At 52.9% G+C, this 20,286-nt stretch carries 19 protein-coding genes; 7 read left to right on the forward strand and 12 right to left on the reverse strand.

Going from position 1 to position 20,286, the window contains the following annotated elements; genetic code table 11:
• Positions 1 to 54 precede the first annotated feature (54 nt).
• A complete protein-coding gene (locus ACVB80_RS09330) occupies positions 55 to 999 on the reverse strand; it encodes a LysR family transcriptional regulator (RefSeq protein WP_481081006.1) in 945 nt (314 codons plus the stop codon).
• A gap of 82 nt (positions 1,000 to 1,081) precedes the next feature.
• Positions 1,082 to 2,443, reverse strand: a complete 1,362-nt coding sequence (locus tag ACVB80_RS09335) for a DUF1214 domain-containing protein (RefSeq protein WP_481081007.1) — start codon at positions 2,441 to 2,443, stop codon at positions 1,082 to 1,084.
• A gap of 637 nt (positions 2,444 to 3,080) precedes the next feature.
• On the opposite strand from ACVB80_RS09335, the gene ACVB80_RS09340 reads away from it, so the two are divergent.
• Positions 3,081 to 5,450 (forward strand): S8 family serine peptidase, encoded by a 2,370-nt coding sequence (locus ACVB80_RS09340; RefSeq protein ID WP_481081008.1) that lies wholly within the window; start codon positions 3,081 to 3,083, stop codon positions 5,448 to 5,450.
• Between the two features lie 9 nt (positions 5,451 to 5,459).
• Positions 5,460 to 5,807 carry an ATPase gene (locus tag ACVB80_RS09345; RefSeq protein ID WP_481081009.1) on the forward strand — a complete coding sequence of 116 codons (348 nt, stop codon included), beginning with the start codon at positions 5,460 to 5,462 and terminating at the stop codon, positions 5,805 to 5,807.
• A gap of 54 nt (positions 5,808 to 5,861) precedes the next feature.
• On the opposite strand, the gene ACVB80_RS09350 is transcribed toward ACVB80_RS09345, so the two are convergent.
• The 3 genes from ACVB80_RS09350 to ACVB80_RS09360 form a co-directional block, all read right to left on the reverse strand.
• Positions 5,862 to 6,233 carry a YgiW/YdeI family stress tolerance OB fold protein gene (locus tag ACVB80_RS09350; RefSeq protein ID WP_481081010.1) on the reverse strand — a complete coding sequence of 124 codons (372 nt, stop codon included), beginning with the start codon at positions 6,231 to 6,233 and terminating at the stop codon, positions 5,862 to 5,864.
• 189 nt (positions 6,234 to 6,422) lie between these two features.
• Positions 6,423 to 8,048: a methyl-accepting chemotaxis protein gene (locus ACVB80_RS09355; protein WP_481081011.1), complete on the reverse strand. Its 1,626-nt coding sequence runs from the start codon at positions 8,046 to 8,048 to the stop codon at positions 6,423 to 6,425.
• A 374-nt stretch (positions 8,049 to 8,422) separates the two neighbouring features.
• Entirely contained in the window at positions 8,423 to 9,562 is a 1,140-nt protein-coding gene (locus tag ACVB80_RS09360; protein WP_481081012.1) for a multidrug effflux MFS transporter, read from the reverse strand.
• 97 nt (positions 9,563 to 9,659) lie between these two features.
• On the opposite strand from ACVB80_RS09360, the gene ACVB80_RS09365 reads away from it, so the two are divergent.
• Positions 9,660 to 10,448 carry an AraC family transcriptional regulator gene (locus ACVB80_RS09365; protein WP_481081013.1) on the forward strand — a complete coding sequence of 263 codons (789 nt, stop codon included), beginning with the start codon at positions 9,660 to 9,662 and terminating at the stop codon, positions 10,446 to 10,448.
• A gap of 42 nt (positions 10,449 to 10,490) precedes the next feature.
• On the forward strand, positions 10,491 to 11,066 hold the full coding sequence (locus ACVB80_RS09370; RefSeq protein ID WP_481081014.1) for a hypothetical protein: 576 nt from the start codon (positions 10,491 to 10,493) through the stop codon (positions 11,064 to 11,066).
• A 164-nt stretch (positions 11,067 to 11,230) separates the two neighbouring features.
• Here ACVB80_RS09370 and ACVB80_RS09375 read toward each other — a convergent pair whose 3' ends face one another.
• On the reverse strand, positions 11,231 to 11,899 hold the full coding sequence (locus tag ACVB80_RS09375; protein ID WP_481081015.1) for a phosphatase PAP2 family protein: 669 nt from the start codon (positions 11,897 to 11,899) through the stop codon (positions 11,231 to 11,233).
• 286 nt (positions 11,900 to 12,185) lie between these two features.
• Between ACVB80_RS09375 and ACVB80_RS09380 the strand changes: the two genes are divergently transcribed.
• Entirely contained in the window at positions 12,186 to 12,809 is a 624-nt protein-coding gene (locus ACVB80_RS09380; RefSeq protein ID WP_481081016.1) for a hypothetical protein, read from the forward strand.
• On the opposite strand, the gene ACVB80_RS09385 is transcribed toward ACVB80_RS09380, so the two are convergent.
• Positions 12,772 to 13,353 carry a gamma-glutamylcyclotransferase family protein gene (locus ACVB80_RS09385; RefSeq protein WP_481081017.1) on the reverse strand — a complete coding sequence of 194 codons (582 nt, stop codon included), beginning with the start codon at positions 13,351 to 13,353 and terminating at the stop codon, positions 12,772 to 12,774. The two genes, ACVB80_RS09380 and ACVB80_RS09385, sit on opposite strands and share 38 nt — an antisense overlap.
• A gap of 144 nt (positions 13,354 to 13,497) precedes the next feature.
• Between ACVB80_RS09385 and ACVB80_RS09390 the strand changes: the two genes are divergently transcribed.
• Entirely contained in the window at positions 13,498 to 13,911 is a 414-nt protein-coding gene (locus ACVB80_RS09390) for a hypothetical protein (protein WP_481081018.1), read from the forward strand.
• Positions 13,912 to 13,949: 38 nt separating this feature from the next.
• Here the strand turns inward: ACVB80_RS09390 and ACVB80_RS09395 are convergent, their stop codons facing one another.
• From ACVB80_RS09395 to ACVB80_RS09415, 5 genes are all read right to left on the reverse strand, one after another.
• Entirely contained in the window at positions 13,950 to 15,068 is a 1,119-nt protein-coding gene (locus ACVB80_RS09395; protein WP_481081019.1) for a YibE/F family protein, read from the reverse strand.
• Positions 15,069 to 15,237: 169 nt separating this feature from the next.
• Positions 15,238 to 16,629: an alkaline phosphatase gene (locus ACVB80_RS09400; protein ID WP_481081020.1), complete on the reverse strand. Its 1,392-nt coding sequence runs from the start codon at positions 16,627 to 16,629 to the stop codon at positions 15,238 to 15,240.
• A gap of 192 nt (positions 16,630 to 16,821) precedes the next feature.
• The gene (locus ACVB80_RS09405) at positions 16,822 to 17,217 is read right to left on the reverse strand and encodes a GFA family protein (protein ID WP_481081021.1); all 396 of its coding nucleotides are present in this window, start codon (positions 17,215 to 17,217) and stop codon (positions 16,822 to 16,824) included.
• Positions 17,218 to 17,241: 24 nt separating this feature from the next.
• The gene (locus tag ACVB80_RS09410; protein WP_481081022.1) at positions 17,242 to 17,691 is read right to left on the reverse strand and encodes an NUDIX hydrolase; all 450 of its coding nucleotides are present in this window, start codon (positions 17,689 to 17,691) and stop codon (positions 17,242 to 17,244) included.
• A gap of 126 nt (positions 17,692 to 17,817) precedes the next feature.
• Positions 17,818 to 18,240 carry a hypothetical protein gene (locus tag ACVB80_RS09415; protein ID WP_481081023.1) on the reverse strand — a complete coding sequence of 141 codons (423 nt, stop codon included), beginning with the start codon at positions 18,238 to 18,240 and terminating at the stop codon, positions 17,818 to 17,820.
• A gap of 205 nt (positions 18,241 to 18,445) precedes the next feature.
• Between ACVB80_RS09415 and ACVB80_RS09420 the strand changes: the two genes are divergently transcribed.
• Positions 18,446 to 20,284, forward strand: coding sequence for an HD domain-containing phosphohydrolase (locus ACVB80_RS09420; protein WP_481081024.1), 1,839 nt, complete (start codon positions 18,446 to 18,448; stop codon positions 20,282 to 20,284).
• The last annotated feature ends 2 nt before the right edge of the window (positions 20,285 to 20,286 follow it).

Here is a 20,286-nt window from a genome sequence, read left to right on the forward strand (position 1 = left end):
AAGCCGGTGCTTCTCTTTTTTTCTGCTCCGTTTTTTTACGCTCCTGAGGTGTGGTCAGAGTGACTGCCATTCACCCGGCCGGGCAGGAGTCCTGGTAACCTGCTTTATCACCTTTCTGAGCGCCTCTTCCAGCCACAGGGTTAGCGGGTCACTGGTAAAGTGGTTAGAGTAGAACAGGCCGATATCGCCGCTTGGTTGCTGGTACTGGTCAGAAAACGGGATGGCGATAAAACGCTTATCGAACTGAGCGGCGGTCAGGCGGGGGCAAAACAGCACCATGTCAGACTCCTGCAGCGCCCGGAGGATAATACTCAGGTGGCGGCAGCGCAGTTTCACATTGCGGTGGACACCGTGCCTGTGCAGTTCAGCTTCTGCCCTTGGCGTGACATCGTTCCAGTCTTTCATAATGTGCACTGCAAAAGGGTGTTCCCGGATGTGGTCCAGGGTGATATGCGGCTCATTGTGAAGCGGGTGATCGGCCCGGCAGACCAGCACAAAATCATCTTTACCGACTTTTCTCTGAATAAAGCTTTTTGGCAGATCGAGCGGAAAATAGTTGATGCCCATACGCACTTTCCCCCGGGTCAGCTGGTCCGGTGTCGAGGCGCCCCAGTCATCTATGGTCAGTTCGATGTTCGGCGCTTCAACCGAAAGGTAGTGGACAAAACCGGGCACAATCCACTCTGCAACAGAGGCGTTCATCGCTATCGTCACCTGGGCATTGCAGCTGGCGGCGTCGAACGCATCGCCATTAAACAGGTGCTCCATCTGGCTCATCAGCTGAGGCAGGTCCCGGCGCAGCTGTTCTCCCCTTGCCGTCAGCTCCAGGCTCTGGCCTTTGCGCACCAGAAGCTGGTCACCCATGGCTTCACGCATCTTCGTCAGTGAGCGGCTGACGGCCGACTGGCTGGTACTGAGCTCTTTGGCTGCCAGGGTAGTGCTTTTTACTTTCAGAAGCACATCGAGCGTATAGAGCAGGTTGAGATCGGTGCGGTTCATAGGTGTCGTGTTCTGCGCTTAGGGTGATACTCCCGATAGTAAAGTAAGCCCTGACGTCATGCCAGGGCTTGCAGGGTTTGCGTTATTTCTTTGCGACTTTGGTAAACGGAACCGGTTTCCACTCATCGTTTCGTACGCTGTCACCCGGAGTGTACATACGCAGTACGGCGTACCAGCTGTGGTCCGGGATCGGCAGGAAGTTCGGGTTGTTCTCCTGGCCTTTGGTGTCTGAGCTCATGTAGATGGTGTAGGTGCCATCTTCGTTTGGTGTCAGGGTACGGTCACCACGCGAATGACGGTTCATGCTGTTTTCTTCCATCAGGCGGGTCTTGCCGCTGTAAGCCGTGTATGACCAGAAGCCTTCAACTTCAGGGGCAGTAAAGGTGACAGTGTAGTCGTATTTGCTGCCATCCAGCGGTTCACCATCGGCGTCAACAAAATCACCGGTGTACATGGTGTAGGAAGCTGGCAGGCCCCACTGTCCCAGCAGTGTCCCAAATGCGTGCTGGAAGCTTGGTACCGCTGTCATCTCTTCCCGGGTACCCAGAACGTCACGCGAATCGGTAAAGGGTGCATTTTTGATATGCTCAAAGCCGTCTTTCTGTGCCTGTTCAATGAGTTTCTGCTGCTTTTCAGTCAGCAGCGTGCCAACAGGCTGGCCCAGGCCAAACGGGGCAAACTTTGCCAGCAGCTCAGCATCGTGGTCGCGCATGGTACCCTCAGACAGAATGAAGTTGGTACGCTCAACCCAGTTGCTGTTGGCCGGGTCCGGGTAGTTGCGTTGTACCGGTTCTGGTCCTTTCTGCCCCAGGAACTCAGACAGGGTACGGACAGTCCACAGGTCCATCAGCTTCTGTGCTTTTGGCGAGTCTTCTCCGCCGAGATCCATGATACGACCCATCATTTTCACCAGCGGATGCTCAACGTAGATCACTTCATCTACACTGGCCGGTACTTCACCTTCCCACCCTTCCAGGGCATACATAAACACGCCGCCTTTGGTGCCGCGATCCGGTGAGCCGAAGCCCGAATCAGTGAAGTGCTGCATGTTCATGGTGTGGAACAGCCAGTAACGGCCTTCATCATGATCCGGGATGGTAATGATCACAGGCTCTGCGGCCACGTCCATCCAGCCCATGATATGCAGGGTATCGTTGTTAATGGTCGGGTGCGCGGTGTAAGTGTGGTCAGCCAGCTGACGGATGTTCTGGAACTGGTTAAGCGGGTAATCCGCTTTGACCACAGTTTCGTAGAAGTATTTGTAGGCCTCATCAATGGAGTACGCGTACTCGTAAGCAAGCTGAGCCAGTTTAGTCTGGTCTTCTGCCTGAATGGCGCTGGTTGCCTGAGCCAGTGGCGTCTGAGACGCAATGCCACTGTTTGCGAAAACCGGAGCGGTCAAAAGGGTGCTGGCGATAGTCCAGGCGAGTACGGTCTTTTTCATTGATGAATACCTTTGTTGTTTGGGAACAGGGCTTATCTTAGTGCAGAGCTAGCCATGCGGATACAGCTATAGGAGGGTAGGAGGTATATCAGATGTGATATTAATAAGGCGACAGAGATGCTCTGAAGCCCATACGCCAGGTGGTCTTTAACTGCGGGTCTCTGACGCTGGTGACCCTTTTTGCACAGTCCCTGAGGCGGTTCAGGAAATATGATGGATAAAAGCAATACAAGTTTGATCTGAGTTCATCGTCAGCCTGTAAAGCTCCCCCTGTATGAAGTTGTTTCTACTCCTCCCTGAGCATCTGATTATTCATTTTGTCATTTGGGAGAACTTGCATGGAGTGGGTGATTGTATTGAGCTTCTGAAATATAGAATATTTACTCACTAACAATAAATTAACATGCGGTCAATTCATTAATAAGTATTTGCTTTATAAGGTTTTAATTGCTGATTGCGGTGTTAACGGAATTCGTTGGTTTGGTGATATTTTGTTCATTTGTAAGTCATTCATGCAATGAATCGTTTGTTGTTTTCTGCTGGTGGGCTATAGCTGGGTCGCCCCTTAAGGACGCCGTTCGGTGACTTTTAATGAGGGTATGATGAATATAAATCCGCTCAAAAAGGAACAGAGCAAATGCATCAAATAATAATTAATTCGAAAGGTTTGTTTTCATTGTCAGCTGTTGCTGCAGCGATGACACTCTCTGCGTCAGCGTACGCGGCTCCTCTGACGGGGATCGATGAAGCCAGTCTGCCGACCAAATACATCGTCAAGTTTAAAGAAGATACATCAACTCCTTCAGCAATGGGCAGAAGCTTATTCTGGGGGCCACGCATCGCGCAGGAGTCGATTCTGGATCAGCTGAAAGCGCGCAAAGTGGAGAGGCTGGGGAACCGTGCAATTTACAGTGTTGAGATGGAAGATTCTGAAATCGGTCACCTGCGTAACCGAAGCGACGTGGAGTACGTGGAGGTTGACCCTCCGCGTTACCTGCTCAGTGAAACCATCCCATGGGGTTATGAGGCTGTGAATGCACAACTGCTGGATGATTCGAATGCGGGTAACCGTACCGTGTGTATTATCGATTCCGGTTACGATCTGGCGCACAATGACCTGAGTGGCAACCGCGTTGCGGGCACCAACGACAGCGGTACCGGCTCCTGGAGTGTACCTGGCAGTGGCAATGCTCACGGTACGCACGTGGCAGGTACTATCGCTGCGATTGCCAATACGGAAGGCGTCAAAGGAGTTATGCCAAATCAGAATGTGAATCTGCATATTGTAAAAGTGTTTAACGAGTCCGGCTGGGGTTACTCATCCAGCCTGGTGAAAGCGGTTCAGACCTGTGCCGACAATGGCGCAAACGTGGTGAACATGAGCCTTGGTGGCAGCCAGTCCAGTGTTACCGAGAAAAATGCCCTGAAAAGCATTTACGACCAGGGTGTGTTGCTGATTGCTGCAGCAGGCAACGATGGCAATACCGCTCACAGCTATCCGGCTTCTTATGATTCAGTGATGTCGGTAGCGGCGGTGGATAACCAGAGCGATCACGCAGCATTCTCTCAGGCTACCGATCAGGTTGAAATTGCTGGTCCGGGTATGGCAATTCTGTCTACCGTGACGGTTGGTGAGGGTAAGCTGTCGGACATTCATCTGAATGGAGTCAGCCAGTTTGAGCGCGGCATTGTGCCTCACAACCGGCTGATTCAAAGTGGCGGAAGCTACAACCCTGACCCGGTTGCGGGCTCTGTCACGGCCACACTGGCAAGCTGTGATGTGTCGGGTGGCAGTTTCAACTGTGGTGACATGACGGGGAAGATCTGTCTGACCGAACGTATCGGAAATCAGTCCTCGAACAGTTATCCGGAAATTGATGCGGTTCAGGCATGTTATAACGCAGGCGCGCGCGCTGCGATTGTTTACAGTAACTCTGCACTGCCGGGTTTGCAGAATCCTTTCCTGGTCGATCAAAACAACACTGCACGTATGGTATCTGTAACGGTTGACCGCGCCTTTGGTCAGGAGCTGCTTGGTTATGTCGGCCAGGAGATCACCGTTTCAACCTCTCAGGGTGAAGACTATGAGTACTACAATGGTACTTCGATGGCGACACCACACGTGACAGGGGTTGCGGGGCTGGTCTGGAGCTACCATCCAACCTGTACAGCAGCGCAGGTGCGTAATGCACTGATTAAGACAGCGACAGATATTGACGTTGCTGGCCGGGATAACCGCACCGGTTATGGTCTGGTCAATGCTGATGCAGCGAAACGTTATTTGGACGAAGGCTGTAATGGTCCGAATGGCGGTGGTTCTGATGATAACGTTCTGGAAAATGGTGTCGCGAAAACGCAGCTTTCCGGTGGCAGTAAATCAGGCGCAGTGTTTGTGTTTGACGTTCCTGCTGATGCGACCCTGGCAATGTTCAGTATGAGCGGTGGCTCCGGTGATGCAGACCTTTATGTGCGCTTTAACGGCACACCAGACACCAACACTTACGACTGCCGTTCATGGGTTGATGGTAACGGTGAGAGCTGCAGCCTGAATGTGTCGCAGGCGGGTCAGTATGAAGTGCTGGTTTACGGTTACAGTGCGTATTCTGGTGTTTCTCTGGTGGCAACCCATAATGGTTCGGATAGTTCATCAGGTGTGAGTGCACCTTCCAGCTACACTAACTCTAATCCTGTAGCGATTCCTGACAACAATCCAACAGGCATTGTAAGCTCACTGGATGTAGCCCGCTCAGGCGATGCCGGCGTTGTAGCGGTCGACCTGGATATCAGCCATACCTACGTTGGCGATTTGCGCGTAACGCTGACATCACCAACTGGTGGTCAGGTGGTTTTGCATGACAATGCTGGTGGCGGCGCAAGTAATATCAAAACCAGTTTCCAGGCAGACTTCTCTGGTTTTGAGGCTAAGGGAACCTGGGAACTAAAAGCCGTGGACAATGCCAGAAGAGACACAGGCACCATCAACAGCTGGACTCTGTCCTTTGAATAAGGAGCGACCATGAAGAAGCAGACCTTACTTTCTTTGTCGTCAGTGTGTGCAATCGCACTGCTGGCGGCCGGGCTGAGTTCGGCCAGTTTGGCAAACAATCAGGGGTTTCCTGTTGTGGATGAACGACCTGAACAGGCAGAGCAGCAACCTGCGCGTTACTTCGTGAAGTATCACAAAGGAAAAGAGAGCGACGTGAGAGCGCTTCTTCGTCAGCACAACCTTGAAGTGGTTGATGCTCTGGTGAAACAACAGGTACTGATAGTGACCGGCAATAAGGCCGATATCGACAAGCTGCCTGAGCATGACTCAGTTGAGTACACCGAGCAGGAGCCCGTCAGAAAGTTGTTGTCTCAGTAAGAAAAGCGCCCCTCGTTTGAGGGGCGCTGCACGATACCGGATGTGGCTCAGCGGTTAACTGGCTTTCTGTACCCGGTCTGCATCAATCTTGACCTCTTTCCAGTCTTTGTCCACTTCACCAATGATGGTGATCTTATCCTGCGGAGTAATGCTCAGACCCTGCCAGACCCGGTCATCGATTTCAATCACGATGTTGTTCTGGCCGTCACTGAACTGATATTCCTCATCACCGATATAGTGGGTGATATGACCTGTCAGCTGAACCTGAGAATCATCGCGGGCTTCCAGAGCTTCAGCGACTGTCGAACTGGCCGCCAGGGATGGTCCGTTAAAACCGCCGGACTGAGACGGGCCATCAAAGCCACCAGATGCCATAGCAGTACCAGAAGCCAAAACCAGAGCTGACGCGATAATCATTTTTTTCATAGTGTGTTCCTTGGGGAGTGTTTGTTGAGTACGGGGTTACTATGACAAAGCTCTGCTTAACCAGCGCTTAAGCGGATTTTCAGATTCCGTTCACATTGTAAAAGTTTGTAAAAGCCCGGCAGGGAGGATAAAGAAAAGGCCGGGGAACCCGGCCTTGTTGCTGTTTAGCTCCAGTATTTGTTAAGTGTTTTATGAAGCGTGAGAGAAGAACCGCAGCGCTTCTTTCTGTTGCTCGGAGTAATCAGCCAGTGACTCGGAAACGGTGGCGCTCTGGGTGATACCTGCGACGTTCTGGTTAACGATGTCTGAGGTCTGGACCACATTTGACGCGATTTCACTGGTCACACAGGACTGCTCTTCTGATGCGGTGGCGACCAGGGTGTTGATTTCAGAGATTTTACTTACTGAGTCGGTGATGGCCGCGAAGGCTTCCGAGACCTGCTGGGCGATAGTCTGGCTCTCTTCAACCATGGTGGCGTTGTTACGCATGTGCTGGTCGGCTTTTTCCGCCTGTGCCTGCAGTTTCTGGATTACGTTCTGGATTTCGACGGTTGATTTCTGGGTGGTGGCGGCCAGAGAACGTACTTCATCAGCAACCACGGCAAAGCCGCGTCCCTGTTCACCAGCACGGGCGGCTTCAATCGCCGCGTTAAGTGCCAGCAGGTTGGTCTGCTCTGAAACGCTGTTGATCACCTCGACCACCTGGCCGATTTCCAGCGAGAAGGTACGCAGTTGCTCAACGATGTCTACGGTTTCGTGGCTGGAGTGGATGATGCGTTCGGTGATTTCATTCGAGCGGGCCAGTGCCTGGCTGCCCACATTAACGTTCTCACTCGCCAGCTGGGCTTCTTTTTCCGCCGTAGTGGCGTTCTGGCTGACTTCTGTTGCTGTGCTTGAGAGCTGGCTGACCGCTGCAGAAACCTGCTCTATATGCGACAGTTCCTGTTTGGCGTTGATGTCAGACTGCTGGATAACGCTCGACAGCTCCTGAGAGGTTGATGCCACGCTCTCTGCTATCTGGCTCAGTTCGCCGGAGATTTTTTGCAGGGTGGAGATGGTCAGGTTAACGTCGCGGGCCAGTGCCGTCATTTCATTATCGCCTGATTCAGAGGCTGTTACGTTCAGGTTACCCTGGGCCACGTTGTGCATTACATGCTGCAGGTTGTTGATCGGCAACACAATGCCTTTGGAAATGAAGTAGCCCATGATAACAGCCAGGGTTACCGCAAGGGACATTACCGCCAGTGAGACGGTTGAGGCAGTATCAAACGCTTCATCGCCACGTTTGCTCGCAAGGTCGGCTTCGCGGGTGTAGAAGCGGCTCAGGGCTGTCAGTGCTTCGGACAGCTCGTCATAGAGGTTGAGTGACTTACCGACGAACAGCATCCGGGCTGCTTCGTTCTGGTTGGTGCGGGAGAGTTTCAGTACTCCTTCCTGCACAGTAATGTAGTTGAGGTAGGCTTTCTCAAAAGCATCGCACAGACGGTTCTCCTCTGCCTGGCTGGTGACTTTTTCAAAATTGTTCAGGGTGATGGCGATCTCCGAGGTGAGCTTTTCAAGCGATGCCTCGACTTCTTTCTGATCTTCATCTGCCAGTGAGATGATGTGCTGAGCTTCAAACACCCGCAGATCGGCGGTCTGGGTGTTCATCCTGTCTACCGCCTGGATAACCGGGATCCAGCGTTCGCTGATCTCGGTCGATTGGTTGTTGATCTCTGCCGCCGCAAAGAAGTTGTAAATACCAAGCATGAGGATCAGCAGGGAAGCTGTACCAAATCCAATCAGCAGCTGGGTACGAATTTTAAACCTGTCCATAATCGTCCTTGTAAGAAAACATTGTTGTACATTGTCAAATCTTTTGTCTGATTATGTTGCTGATGTTAATGGTGTCAATGGGAGTGATTCAGAATAATGAGCTTTGTATCAAACTGTGCGCGCCGGTTTATAAAGTGAAGCTGAACGTGGATATGTGTTGTAAATGCATGTCTTATATCGAAATTTGATGGGCTTGTCAGGTGTTCATATAGCGATAAGGTGAAATCCTTATATCCACGTGAGCTGATAAACAAGAGATTTGATTTGATGTTAGGCTCTGTAAGGGTCCGGTTTCCCAGGTGCAGCATCAGCCCCGCATTCACCTGCGGGGATGTTGTTTGTTGGCGCTGAGCAGGCGTAAGGCATTTGTCCTGTTATGCCTGCTTCACTGATACTGCTTTGAGCTGCTTTGTTGCTGAGGCAGTAAAGGCGAGTGCCGAGACTATCAGGGCACAGAGACCATAGTTTTCCAGCAAGCCGAACAACCCAAGCCCGGAGCCGATCAGCAGGTAGTAACCCAGACCGAACAGGGCGCCGGCGCTGCCAAGCTGTTGCTGATAGGCTTTCAGCGCCCGGCTGAGAATGTTGGGGATTGCGATGGCAAAGGCGGCGACCAGGCCCATTACAGGCAGCATAAACCAGATGTCTGATTGCAGGACACAGACTGCTGCTGCGCTCAGCAGGGCAAGATAACAGGCGCGGCGGATCAGAAGATCTGGCGAGTGGCCGGACTTAAGAAGCGCCTTGTTGGCATAGCTGCCTGCCAGGGTGCCAAGTGCCAGTGCTATTCCGCTATACCCAAACTCACGCTCACCGTAACCCATAGCTTCAAACAGAAACGGCCCCTGCAGATAGTAGCCAAACAGCAGTACATTAAAGCAGGCAACCAGAATGGCGTCACGCCACAGCGCGCTGTCTGTCAGCATACGCTTTGCCAGAGCAGTCAGCTTTACCGGAGGGCGCACCGCGCGGGTTTCCGGCAGGGCGGCTGCGGTGATGGTAAGCAGCAGCACTGCCAGTCCCATCAGCGCAGTAAATACGGCCTGATGACCTCCGGTTGCTGCCAGTTGTCCGCCTGCCAGCATTCCGATCACCGGGCTGAGGGCTATTCCCATTCCCATATATGAAAAGAATCTGGCCAGTTGCGGGCCCTGCCAGCGGTCACGCAGTATCGTCTGACTGACGACAGAGCCGCTGGCGGCACCAAAAGCACTGATCGCCCTGGCTGCCAGCAGGAGAGAAAAGTTGCCGGCCATAAGCGCAGCCAGTGAACCCAGAGCGTAGCAGCCAAGGCCACCCAGCATGGCGGGTCTGCGGCCAAGTCTGTCAGCCATCAGCCCCCAGAACACCACCCCAAAGGCAAAAGCGATGAAGTAGCAGGAGATGGTCAGCCCCGCTGTCGGAACGGACACCCCAAAAAAGGCCGCCATTGAAGGCAGCGCCGGGCTGTAGATGGTTTCCACTACCTGGGGAAACATCATCAGTGCCAGGATAAGAAACAGTAAGGGTTGCATAGTGTTTTTCCGTTGTACTTGAAAGATGGCGGAAGTTTACTTAGCCTCACGGTGGCCGGATAACATAATCAGAACCAGATATATCAGGATTGGGACAATGGCAGAAATAGATCAGAGCAGACCGTTTGACCCGGACACCATTCCCGGCCCGGTTGTTGGGATAGCAGCAGAGGTGGGCAGGCATGATTCGGGTATGCATTGCCACAGCCGTGGCCAGCTTTTGTATGCACCCAAAGGTTGCATGCGGATTGTGCTGGACGGTAAACGCTTCGTTTTACCCCCGACCCGCGCCGCCTGGATCCCGCCTGGTATCGGGCACAGGGCGATGATGACTAATGTGGTGGCTTACCGCTCTGTCTATTTTGAATCCGGCCTGGCGAAGCAGATTGGAAATGGGGTTAAAGTGGTTCAGGCCGGAGAGCTGCTGCGGGCGCTGATAGAGCGTATGGCCTGGTGGCCCTGGCAGGAGGACGGGGTGCCAAGCAGCAATACCCTGGCGCTTTTTATCGAAGAGTTGCAGAGTGCACCTGTCGAGTCGCTGCAACTGACCCTGCCGGTTCACCCAAGGATGAGAGCACTGGCAGAGAGCTGGAGCGTTGAAGGTGAGTTGCCGCCGTCGTCAGCTCAACTGGCGGCCAGATATGGTGCCAGCAGTAAGACGGTCAGCCGGCTTTTTAGCCGTGAAACCGGGATGAACTATCAGGCCTGGCGGCAGCAATGGCGTTTGCTTGCTGGCATTGAGCTGTTGTCTTCAGGTTACCAGGTTAATGATGTTGCCTATCAGCTGGAGTTCTCATCTGACAGTGCGTTTATTCACTTTTTCCGTCAGCAGACCGGGATGACCCCGGTGGAGTATATGCAGGGCAGCCTTTGTTTGCGGACCTGAATCCTGTTATAACAGAATCCCTTTAACTTTCTGGTATCGCCTGTGTCCCGTCGAACATACCTGTCTGCCGCTGCATTGCTCAGTGGTCTGTTGTCATTTAACAGCTATGCTTTTCATCCGCTCTGGATGTCACCAGTGGTGGACGCGCCTTATCAGCCCTGGCAGGCGGCTCAGGTCAGTGCTCAGACGGATCTGTTTGACTGTGGTCTGGAGCGGGAAGGAGAAAGCTACTGCAGCGATCTGACCTACTACTACAAACTGCCGGTGTATGCGGAAGTAGAAGTGCGGAGTGGCCGGCAGAAAAGTGTCCGCCTTTACCGGGAGTATTCGCTCATCAGCTATTCGGATTTGCAGCTGAACCTGCGAAAAGACGGCTTTGTTTTGGTCAGTGTGAAGATTAATGGCGATGAGTTTGATGTGGCCAGTGAACTGAAAAAGCAGTCAGTGAAAAAAGCCGATGCCGCGCTGGTGCGGTTTGTGAATCAGAGGGCTGGGGGTAATAAACGCACCCTGGTGTGGCAAAAAGACGGGCGGGTGCGTGCGGTGTTGACGACGACGGCGGATGAGCTGAGCGTTGAGTTTGATTATCTGTCAGCCACCGAAGAACGCCAGCAGTAAGATAACTGCGCCGATGATAAAGACAGTTTTGATCAAGGTGCCGACTTTTCGGCTTCCCCCTTCAGGGGACTGATTACAACATCCCATGCCGGACTCCTGTTGAGTGTATTGAAGGTGCCCAGCATAGACCTTCCCGCAGGAGGAAGGTCAACACTGAAAAGGGATTAACTGCGAAGCGCCATCAGTTTTGCGGTCAGTTTTGGTGGCAGGCTGATGTTAGGAACCAGCAGGTTGAGCGCGATGGCGCTCATCAGGGAAGCCATCAGATCCGTCGGTGAATGCATTCCCAGCCAGACCCGGCTGAACGCGACGCCCACACCCCACGCGACGATAATACCGGTCAGCAGCAGGTTACCCTGTCTCAGCCAGAAACCGCCCCAGAACAGCACCGCAACCGCTGCAAAAATAGTATGGCCGGATGGCAGTGAGTAATTGGTCTCCCCCTGCCATTGTTTCATGCGCCATGGGTTGATTTGTGGTGCGGCGATCTCCAGCAGGGACTCTTTATCACTGTCATTCAGCTCATAGAATGCTTCTGGTTTCGGGATCAGGTTCAGTTCTGTCAGCTGCTCTGTATAAGGGCGCGGAACTTCGGTCATTTGCTTCATGCCGGTTTTAAGCACGAACGCCAGTACCAGCAAAATACCGAACTGCACATAAGCACTCAGCATTTTGGCAAATGGAAAACGTCGCATCAGTGGCAACAGGCACAGCAGAGCTGTGGTGATCAAGAAACCTTTGCTGCCAGCTGAAAAAGAAAACTTATCCAGCACCCAGCCAAAGGTGTTATTTAACGGACCGGCAAGGTCCGGGTCCGGAAACGTAAATGCCATCAGGCAGATAATTCCGGTCAGAATCAAAACGGCGCTAAATTCAAACCGTTTCTCTGATACAGCCCAGCTAAGCATCTTACGCCTCTTAGTGTCAGAAAAGCGCTCATGTTAGCCGGGTGATCGCCGGTATAAGTCAGCAAAAGGTAAGATTTAATACAATTTTACTCAGTTTGATAATTTTCACTCATCTGTCGAAAACCGGCCAGACGATCACAGCCCTGCTGCTGAAGGAATGCCAGGCTATAGTGTCGGAAAGAACAGCAATTGCAGGAAAAGGAGTGCTCCAGTGAACAGGGAAAGACTCAAAGCCGCTGAAGCGGCGTTTTTCAGCCGTTATCCCGGTGGTTTTGCTCACCCTGAAATGGTGGAAATTGGGAAAAAGCACAAGATGGACAAAATGGTGGAGATGGCGCAGTCCATGTTTGCCCCGGAGCGTTTTACCAGCGCGCAGCAGGTGGCGGAAGACATGGTCAAAATGGTGACCCGTTCATCCATGGTCTCGGTGTTTGAAAAGCCCCGCTTTCGCGATTATGTCCGCGGTATGACCCACGATGAACGTGAGGGTCTGGCTTACAGCCTGCATGATTTTCTGCATGGTGATCAGCAGTACGGGCTTAATACCATGGTCGATCTGCTTAAACCGGCGAAGCTGGCCAAATGGTCACTGGTGACGGTGATCCCGGCGTACTATGCGCCGCTCGATGAGGTGTTTGTGAAGCCAACCACCGCCAAAGGGGTGATTGACTACTTTGAACTGAAGAATCTCAGCTACAAGCCCACGCCCAGTTATGAGTTTTATACTGAGTACCGTCGTCAGATCCTGAACATGCGCAAGCAGGTTGACCCGGGTCTGGCCCCGAGCAATGCGGCGTTCAGCGGGTTTCTGATGATGTCCCTGACGGCTCCCTGACCGAGGCGATGATCTCGTCTATCAACTGGTGGTGAGACTCGCATACGCCCGCCAGGCTCCTGTACTTCGGTGCGTGACGGTCATTTTCCAGCGGATGATGCCAGCCCTCTGTGTGCAGGGTAAAATGCTGCGCAAACTCTGCTGACACCTCCAGGCAGCCGGCCAGTACCGTATCGACATAGCTCTGCATAATCGGCACGTTCGGGCAGGGTGAGTCTGCGCTGTCATTGACATAGACCCATACCGTACGCGACGGATCGAGCTCAGCGTGGGCTGATATCTGACTGTGGCACAGTTCGATGCGCCGGTAGCCTTTCTCCCTGCGGTCAAACTCCGGCAGTACTTCCGGGTTTATCTCAAGCAGTACTCCGTTTACCTGGCCATCTCCTGTCGAGACCACCAGTGGGGACAGGGTATAACTGTCATCAATTTTCCCCCAACGGCGTACCAGTCCGTCTGCAACGGCGGGAATGGCGTTTTCTGTCTGTCCGGTCAGTTTGCGTGATTCGGAGTTCATCAGGCTTCCGTAGCCAAAAATATACATATTTATCCTCTCTTGCCGGTGGCTGAAGCCATGTTTCTATTGCAGCAAACCCTGCGATAAATGAAAAGCTTTGTTTCCCTGCTGCTGAACTTCGGTCAAGCTGGTATAGTGCGGCGCGTTTAATTTACCTGAATGAAAGCACTAATGAAGAAACTGATTGTGTTGCCGGGGATTGCTGTGGCGGCCTGCTTTACTGCGCTGTCACTGATGCCGGATGCGACCATAGCCGATCTGAGGTTTCATAACGGAATGATTGACCTTAGCCAGGAGCTGCACGGAGACTGGGACAGGGTATGCCTGTATGCGCCATACAGCACCAATGAAACGGCGCTGGAAGCATCCGGTGTTGCGACAGATATTGAAAAGCTGAGTGAGATCACGGAGCGGGATGACATCAGCCTGCTGGTGACCCTGCATGGTGATACGCTGATCAAAGCCTATCAGGTCAACAGGTTCAATATCGATTTCTCAGCTCTAGCTCCGCTTTGCCTGGCACGGGACCAGGCGCGATTTGTTGAGGGTGAGTCCGGGCCCGTACTGAAACAGATTGTGAAATAAATAACGCCGCGAAATTCGCGGCGTTACTGTTTGTGGGGTTACTGATATTCAGGTTGTCCGCCAGTATTCTGGCTTGCGTCTTTGCAGATCATTGCCCCGGCTATCCAGGCCGTCAGTGGCGCCACGATCACCAGTGACAGGCTGCCGATCAGGGTGCGGGCGACTTCGCTGGCGACCAGCTTCATATTGAAGATCTGCATCAGGCTGGTGTCCCGGCTGATAAACAGCATCAGCAGGGTAAGAAAACCGCCGGAATAAGCCAGCAGCAGGGTGGTGGTCATGGTGCCGATCACCGCATTGCCGACCCGGAAGCCAGAGCGCATTAACTCCTTCCGGCTCATCTCCGGATTGGTCAGTTTCAGCTCTTCCATGGTGGCGGCCATCTCCATCGCCACATCCATCGCTGCACCGCTGGCTCCGATCAGTACCGCACAGTAGAGCACGTCGAGCATGTTAAGGTGCATGCCGGTCTCAAACAGAACAAGCTGGGCAACCGGCTGTGCCATTCCATCCAGTTTCAGGATTTCCCCACACAGCATACACAGTCCGGCGGTGACTATCAGTCCGGCCAGGGTACCGGCAAAGGCCGCTTTACCTTTGTAACTCCAGCCCGCTACCGAAAGAATGATCAAGGCAGAGAGAGCGACCAGAGTCAGGGTGGTGATCAGCAGCGGCGGGTATCCGGCCAGCAGGCCCGGGATAAGCAGTTGCCAGATGATCACCAGAGAGCCGGTGAAAGAGAGCAGAGCCCGCAGCCCGACCTGGCGTGCGTAGGCAAGCAGGGCGATGGCGAACAGGGCAAACAGAGCCACCAGATATGGCAGGCGGTAGTGGGACAGCGCTTTGATGTGCCGGACACTGCCCAAGTTGTCAGTCATTACCGCGACCAGAATTTGATCTCCCGGATAATAGAGCTCGTCGTACTCCATTGCGCCGGTCAGCATATTGATTGCAGGATAGTGAACGCCGGGCTGGCTGTTCAGTTCCACAGTCAGGCTTTGTTCACCGATTTTATTGGTGCCGATCACCGTCATTCTGCTGTTGTCGGTTGCGACAACGCGGGCAACCTGTTCCGGTTGGCCTGAGGTGCCACTGTGGGTAAAGGTATAGGCAGCGGCGCAGAGAAGGACTGCGACTGCTAAGTAGATGCCTCGCATGGGGGCTCCTGTGTATGGGAGTTTTTGAATGGAAACGGGAAGCTGGTTTCTTTTGTGGATGTATTGATCGTTGTGGAACCCCCTCTGACTCTCCTTTCAAACGGGCCACGCAGGTGGGAGGTCAGGAGGGGGTTCTCAGGCGAACACAATCACTTATAGGATTTCAGCACTACTCGTGTTCACCAATCTTCACTTCCATAATGTCAGCGATAGTGTGAGCAACCTGAGTGTTGTCTTTAAAGCCGCCCAGTTTTTCTGCCTGAACCCCAATAGCGGACAGTGGCAGCTGAGTTGCGGTGTGGGCGTATGACGTCCAGTAAACACCGGCACGTTTTGAGGTGATGTGAGCAACGGCGATCGCTACCGGGTCATAGCCGCCGTATTTGACAGCCGCAGTTGGATCGTTGTTGTCTTTGGCATCCATCGCCGTTTCAATCAGATCTTTTTCTTCTGCGTTAATGTCAGTCAGGTTGAACTGTTTGGCGATGTGTCTGTAGAACGCTTTGCGGTCACCGGTGTAAACGCCCTGCAGTTTGTCATCGACTGACTCTTTGGTTTGGGAAATCTTATCCAGGGTCACAAAGTAGTTTTTGCCAAAGCCCATGCCCATGCCGCCGGTTTCGTGGTCACCGGCAACGATCACCAGGGTGTCGTCAGGATTCTTTTTGTAGAACTCAAGTGCTTTTTGCACGGCTTTGTCAAACGCAAGGGTGTCGTAAACCGTACCCGCGATGTCGTTGGCGTGCGCTGCGTGGTCGATACGGCCGCCTTCGATCATCAGGAAGAAACCGTCTTTATCTTTGGACAGCAGCTCGATGCCTTTTTCTGCCATCTCCGCCAGAGAAGGGGTAGCGTTGTCTTTCATACGGTCGATTTCGTAAGGCGTGTGAGATTTGGTGAACGCAGCAAACACTTTTTCACCTGCCTTTGGCTGGTAACCACGGAAGCTGGTGACTGACTCTTTACCGATAAAAGTGCGATAGTCATTTTTCTCCATTGAAGCGACCAGGTTTTTACCGTCTTTACGTTTGGAGTCCTTGCCGGTCACAAAGTGGCGGTAGCCTCCACCGGCGATGTAATCAACGTCGCTGGTTGAGTAGTCGAGAGCGATTTCGTTCTCGTTGTCGCGGCTGATATTTTTAGCAACAAATGCGGCCGGGGTTGCGTGGGTCAGTCGGGTAGAAGTGACCAGGCCGGTCGCCATGCCTTTTTTCATCGCGCCTTCCAGCAGGGTAGAAACTTTGGTCCCGTCCGGCAGCATGCCGATCACGCCGTTGTCCGTTTTAACACCCGCGGCCAGAGCAGTCGCAGAAGCAGCAGAGTCCGTTACCAGTGAGTTTGCTGAGTGAGTGGTATTGATACCGGCCACCGGAAGGGTGTTCATCGCAAGGCGGGCGTTTTTGTCGCCGCTTTTTTCCTGCAGATAGTACTCGGCTACCTGACGTTGTGCTGTCGCCATGCCATCACCAATCAGGTAGATAACGTGCTTTGGAGCATCAGCCATTGCCGATGCACTCATCAGGATTGAAACGGCAGCAGCCGAACGGGTGAACTTAGACATTGCTTTAATTTCCATAGTTGTAGTGGGATTTCCGGGAAGCAAAGTTAAGGGGCTCTGATGACGTTAATCTTACAGTATGGTGTCAGTTTGGTTTAATGTCCAACGGGGTTTGACTGAGATCAATAAAACATGACCTTGCCCCAGGTCACTGTTATTGATACGGTTTTTCATAGCATGATGAGAAGCCCCTGTTCAGCGATCTGCCGGATGATTAACACCATCGAGCAGCGGTACTTCGCCAATATCATAAGGATTCACACCTTCCAGGCAGCCCAGGTTATAACCATACTCATCCGGTGATGAGCGGCGCTGGTGGTGGGTATAGATGCCGCAGACGGAGCAGAAGTAGTGCCTGGCGGTTTGGGTATTGAACTGATAGAGCTGAAGTACATCTTCTCCCTGTAAAATCTTCAGCTGGTCGAGTTTTACCGATGCCACTATTGTTCCCTTGCGGCGGCAGAGTGAGCAGTCGCAGCGGCGCGGCTTAACCACACCGTCCGGCAGAGCCAGCTCCAGCACGACAGCGCCGCAGTGACAGCTGAGATTGTGCTTTGGACGGATTTCGGTTGGGCCAATCATTTTGAACATAAGCACTCCTTTGCTTTGGGCTTGTCAGCTTATCTTCCAGAACTCAGACGGAGCCTGGTCAACGAAATACTGCCAGACATGGCGGTAGAACTGATGCTGATTGGGAAAAGGGGCCAGTTCGCACGCCTGTTCCAGGTTGCACCAGCGATATTCGTGATGCTCATGGTTGATGGTAACGCTCTGCTGCGGTGGACAGATAAATACAAAACCCGGCACCATGATGATCTGGTTGGTGTGGTGCTCATAGAACTGCTCGACAAACTGGGCGTTGTATAGCTCAGTGCCGCTGATCCCGGTTTCTTCACCCAGCTCGCGTACTATTGTCTGCGGGCCGGTTTCTCCGTCTTCAATCCCGCCAGCCACATGGCACCAGAAGCCGCCGTTGCGGCGCAGCATCATCAGCATTTTCATCTCTCCGTCAATCTCAGACAGAACGACAGCAGATACACAATGAGAAGTAATTTCAACAGACATATGCTCACCTTGTTGCATTTGACCGCACAGTTTATGCGTTGAGTGCGGTGAAAACCGGGTGAGGGTTCACAGTTCAGTTGTTAAGCGGCTGAGCCGGAGGGAGGGGGGGAGTTGGGGCTGGGGGGATTACTTCCGCGAAAAGGCACTGTGAAAATACCCAAAGCTGGAAGCGAGCATAGCCGTACCCACACCAAGATAGATGAGTGAAATGATGCTGAGCGGAACCGGAGAGTGGCGCAGCAGCCAGCCCAGTCCCATCATGGCGGCTATCAGCAGGTAGCTTTTCCATGGGATAAACCCAAACAGGCAGCGATCGCCGGATGCGCCATTTAAACGGGCGAGGTTTTTACTGACCACTTTTTGAAAGCCGAACCGGGCTTTGATAAGCCCCAGTATTATCCCGCCGGAAACCACCAGGATATCGGAGCCTGACCAGTGCAGTGCCCTGAGCGACAACATGCTGCCTACACCCACCCAAACAAGCCCCGCCAGCAGTATCAGCCAGCGTGGGGAGACTGCCGGAGTCAGTTTGTGTGTCGCATTCATCATCAAAGCACCGTGTGTAACAAAATATTTCCGGATGGTACTCCGGATATAACGGACTGGCAACTCAAACAATTTCTCAGCAATAGCTTAATATGCCGGGCGGGAATGTGCATTTGAGTGTTTATCCTGGCCTGGTTTGACTACACTTTTAATCAGAAGGCGGTAATAAATCGCAAAACGAAAACAACTAACGTCAATGGCTGTGCTTATGTTTCTGAGTAAATTCTACCTCAGGGTCTGGCAGCGATTTTGGTTGCTGACCATTCCGTTAACCCTGCTTGCTGCCGGTGCTTACATATCAGCGAGCATATTGCAGCACAATATGGAGCAGAGTAAACAGCAGAGTAAAGTGTACTCTGCGCTCGATATTGGGGTCTCCCTTGCCCGGCACGATCTTGAAACCGTGATGGGCCACTTAAACTTTCTTGCTAACAGTCAGTCTCTGAATGCATTTACCCGGCAGGACGGACCGGAGATCCGCGCTGAAATCGAGCAGATGTACTTTAACCTCAGCAATACTTCCCGTTTGTATGATCAGATCCGCCTGCTTGGCCCGGATGGCATGGAACTGGTGCGGGTTGATTTGCGTGATGGTAAGGCGGTGCCTGTGCGGGGAGACAAGCTGCAGAACAAAGCCGGACGGTATTACTTCACCGAGGCAGCAGCGATCACCAATCATCAGATTTATGTTTCACCGCTGGATCTCAATATTGAGCGTGGTGAAATCGAATTGCCCTATAAACCCATGATCCGTTTTGCCCGGCCGGTGCGTGATGACAAAGGAGCCCTGAAAGGGGTGGTGGTACTGAATTATCTGGGGGCCCTGTTTCTGGACAAGCTGCGCAGTGAGCTGGGCAACGTGCCCGGACATGGCGCGCTGCTTAATAAAGACGGCTACTGGCTGGTCAGCGAGGAGCCGGGGCAGGAGTGGGGCTTTATGTTGCCTCATAAACAGAGCTTTCGTATGAACTACCCTGCCGCGTGGCAGAAAATCCGTTATATGCAGGAAGGTACGATCATAGAGAATGGAGGTAAGTTTTCTTTCCGCAACGTCTATCCAATGAGTGGTCTTGGTACACAGATTGCCAACGCGGACCATTTTATGGAGCAGTGGAAGATTGTGGTGGTGAATATTCAGTGGAACTACAACTGGCAGATGTTGCTGTCCAGCCTGCCGGTGCTGTATCCGATCTTCTTTATCTATCCGGTCGGTCTGGTATTAATCTTTGTCTGGGCACGGGCGTCGGTAGGACGCCGGAGCGCTGAGCGCAAACTGAAAACCCTCAACCGCTCACTGGAGCACAAAGTGGCGGAGCGTACCCGCGAGCTGGAAGCAACCAAGAACGTCACCATCGTCAGCATGGCCTCACTGGCGGAAACCCGGGATAACGAAACCGGCCAGCATATCCATCGTACTCAGCTGTATGTGAAACGCCTGGCTGAAGAACTGAGTTATTACCCGGACTATCAGGAGTATCTGACCCCGGAAGTGATCGCCATGATGTACAAATCCGCACCGTTGCATGACATCGGTAAAGTCGGGATCCCGGATCACATACTGCTTAAACCGGGCAGGCTGACGGAAGAGGAATTTGAAGTGATGAAAACCCATACCCGGCTTGGGGCGGATGCGCTCGATCATGCAATTACTATTTTGAAAGCAGAAGTGGGGCGCAGTGAGAGTGCCTGTTTCCTTAGTTTTGCCAAGGATATTGCCCGTCATCACCATGAACGCTGGGATGGCAGCGGTTACCCGGATGGCCTGCATGGTCATAATATTCCGCTGGCTGCGCGCATTATGGCGGTGGCCGATGTGTTTGACGCCCTGTCAAACCGCAGGGTGTATAAGCAGGCCTTTGACCGGCGGAAAACCGAACAGATCATCATTGATGGCAGCGGCACTCAGTTTGAGCCGATGATAGTAGAAGCCTTTGTCAGGCTGAAAGAAGAGTTCTGGGAGATCCGGGCACGCTTCAGTGAAGAAGAGCAGGAAGTAAAAGAGAGGCAGGGAGAGGCGAAAGTCGCCCCTCTTACTGCCCTCAGGTGACA

The sequence above is a fragment of the Vibrio sp. 9-16B-A1 genome (genome assembly GCF_056726165.1).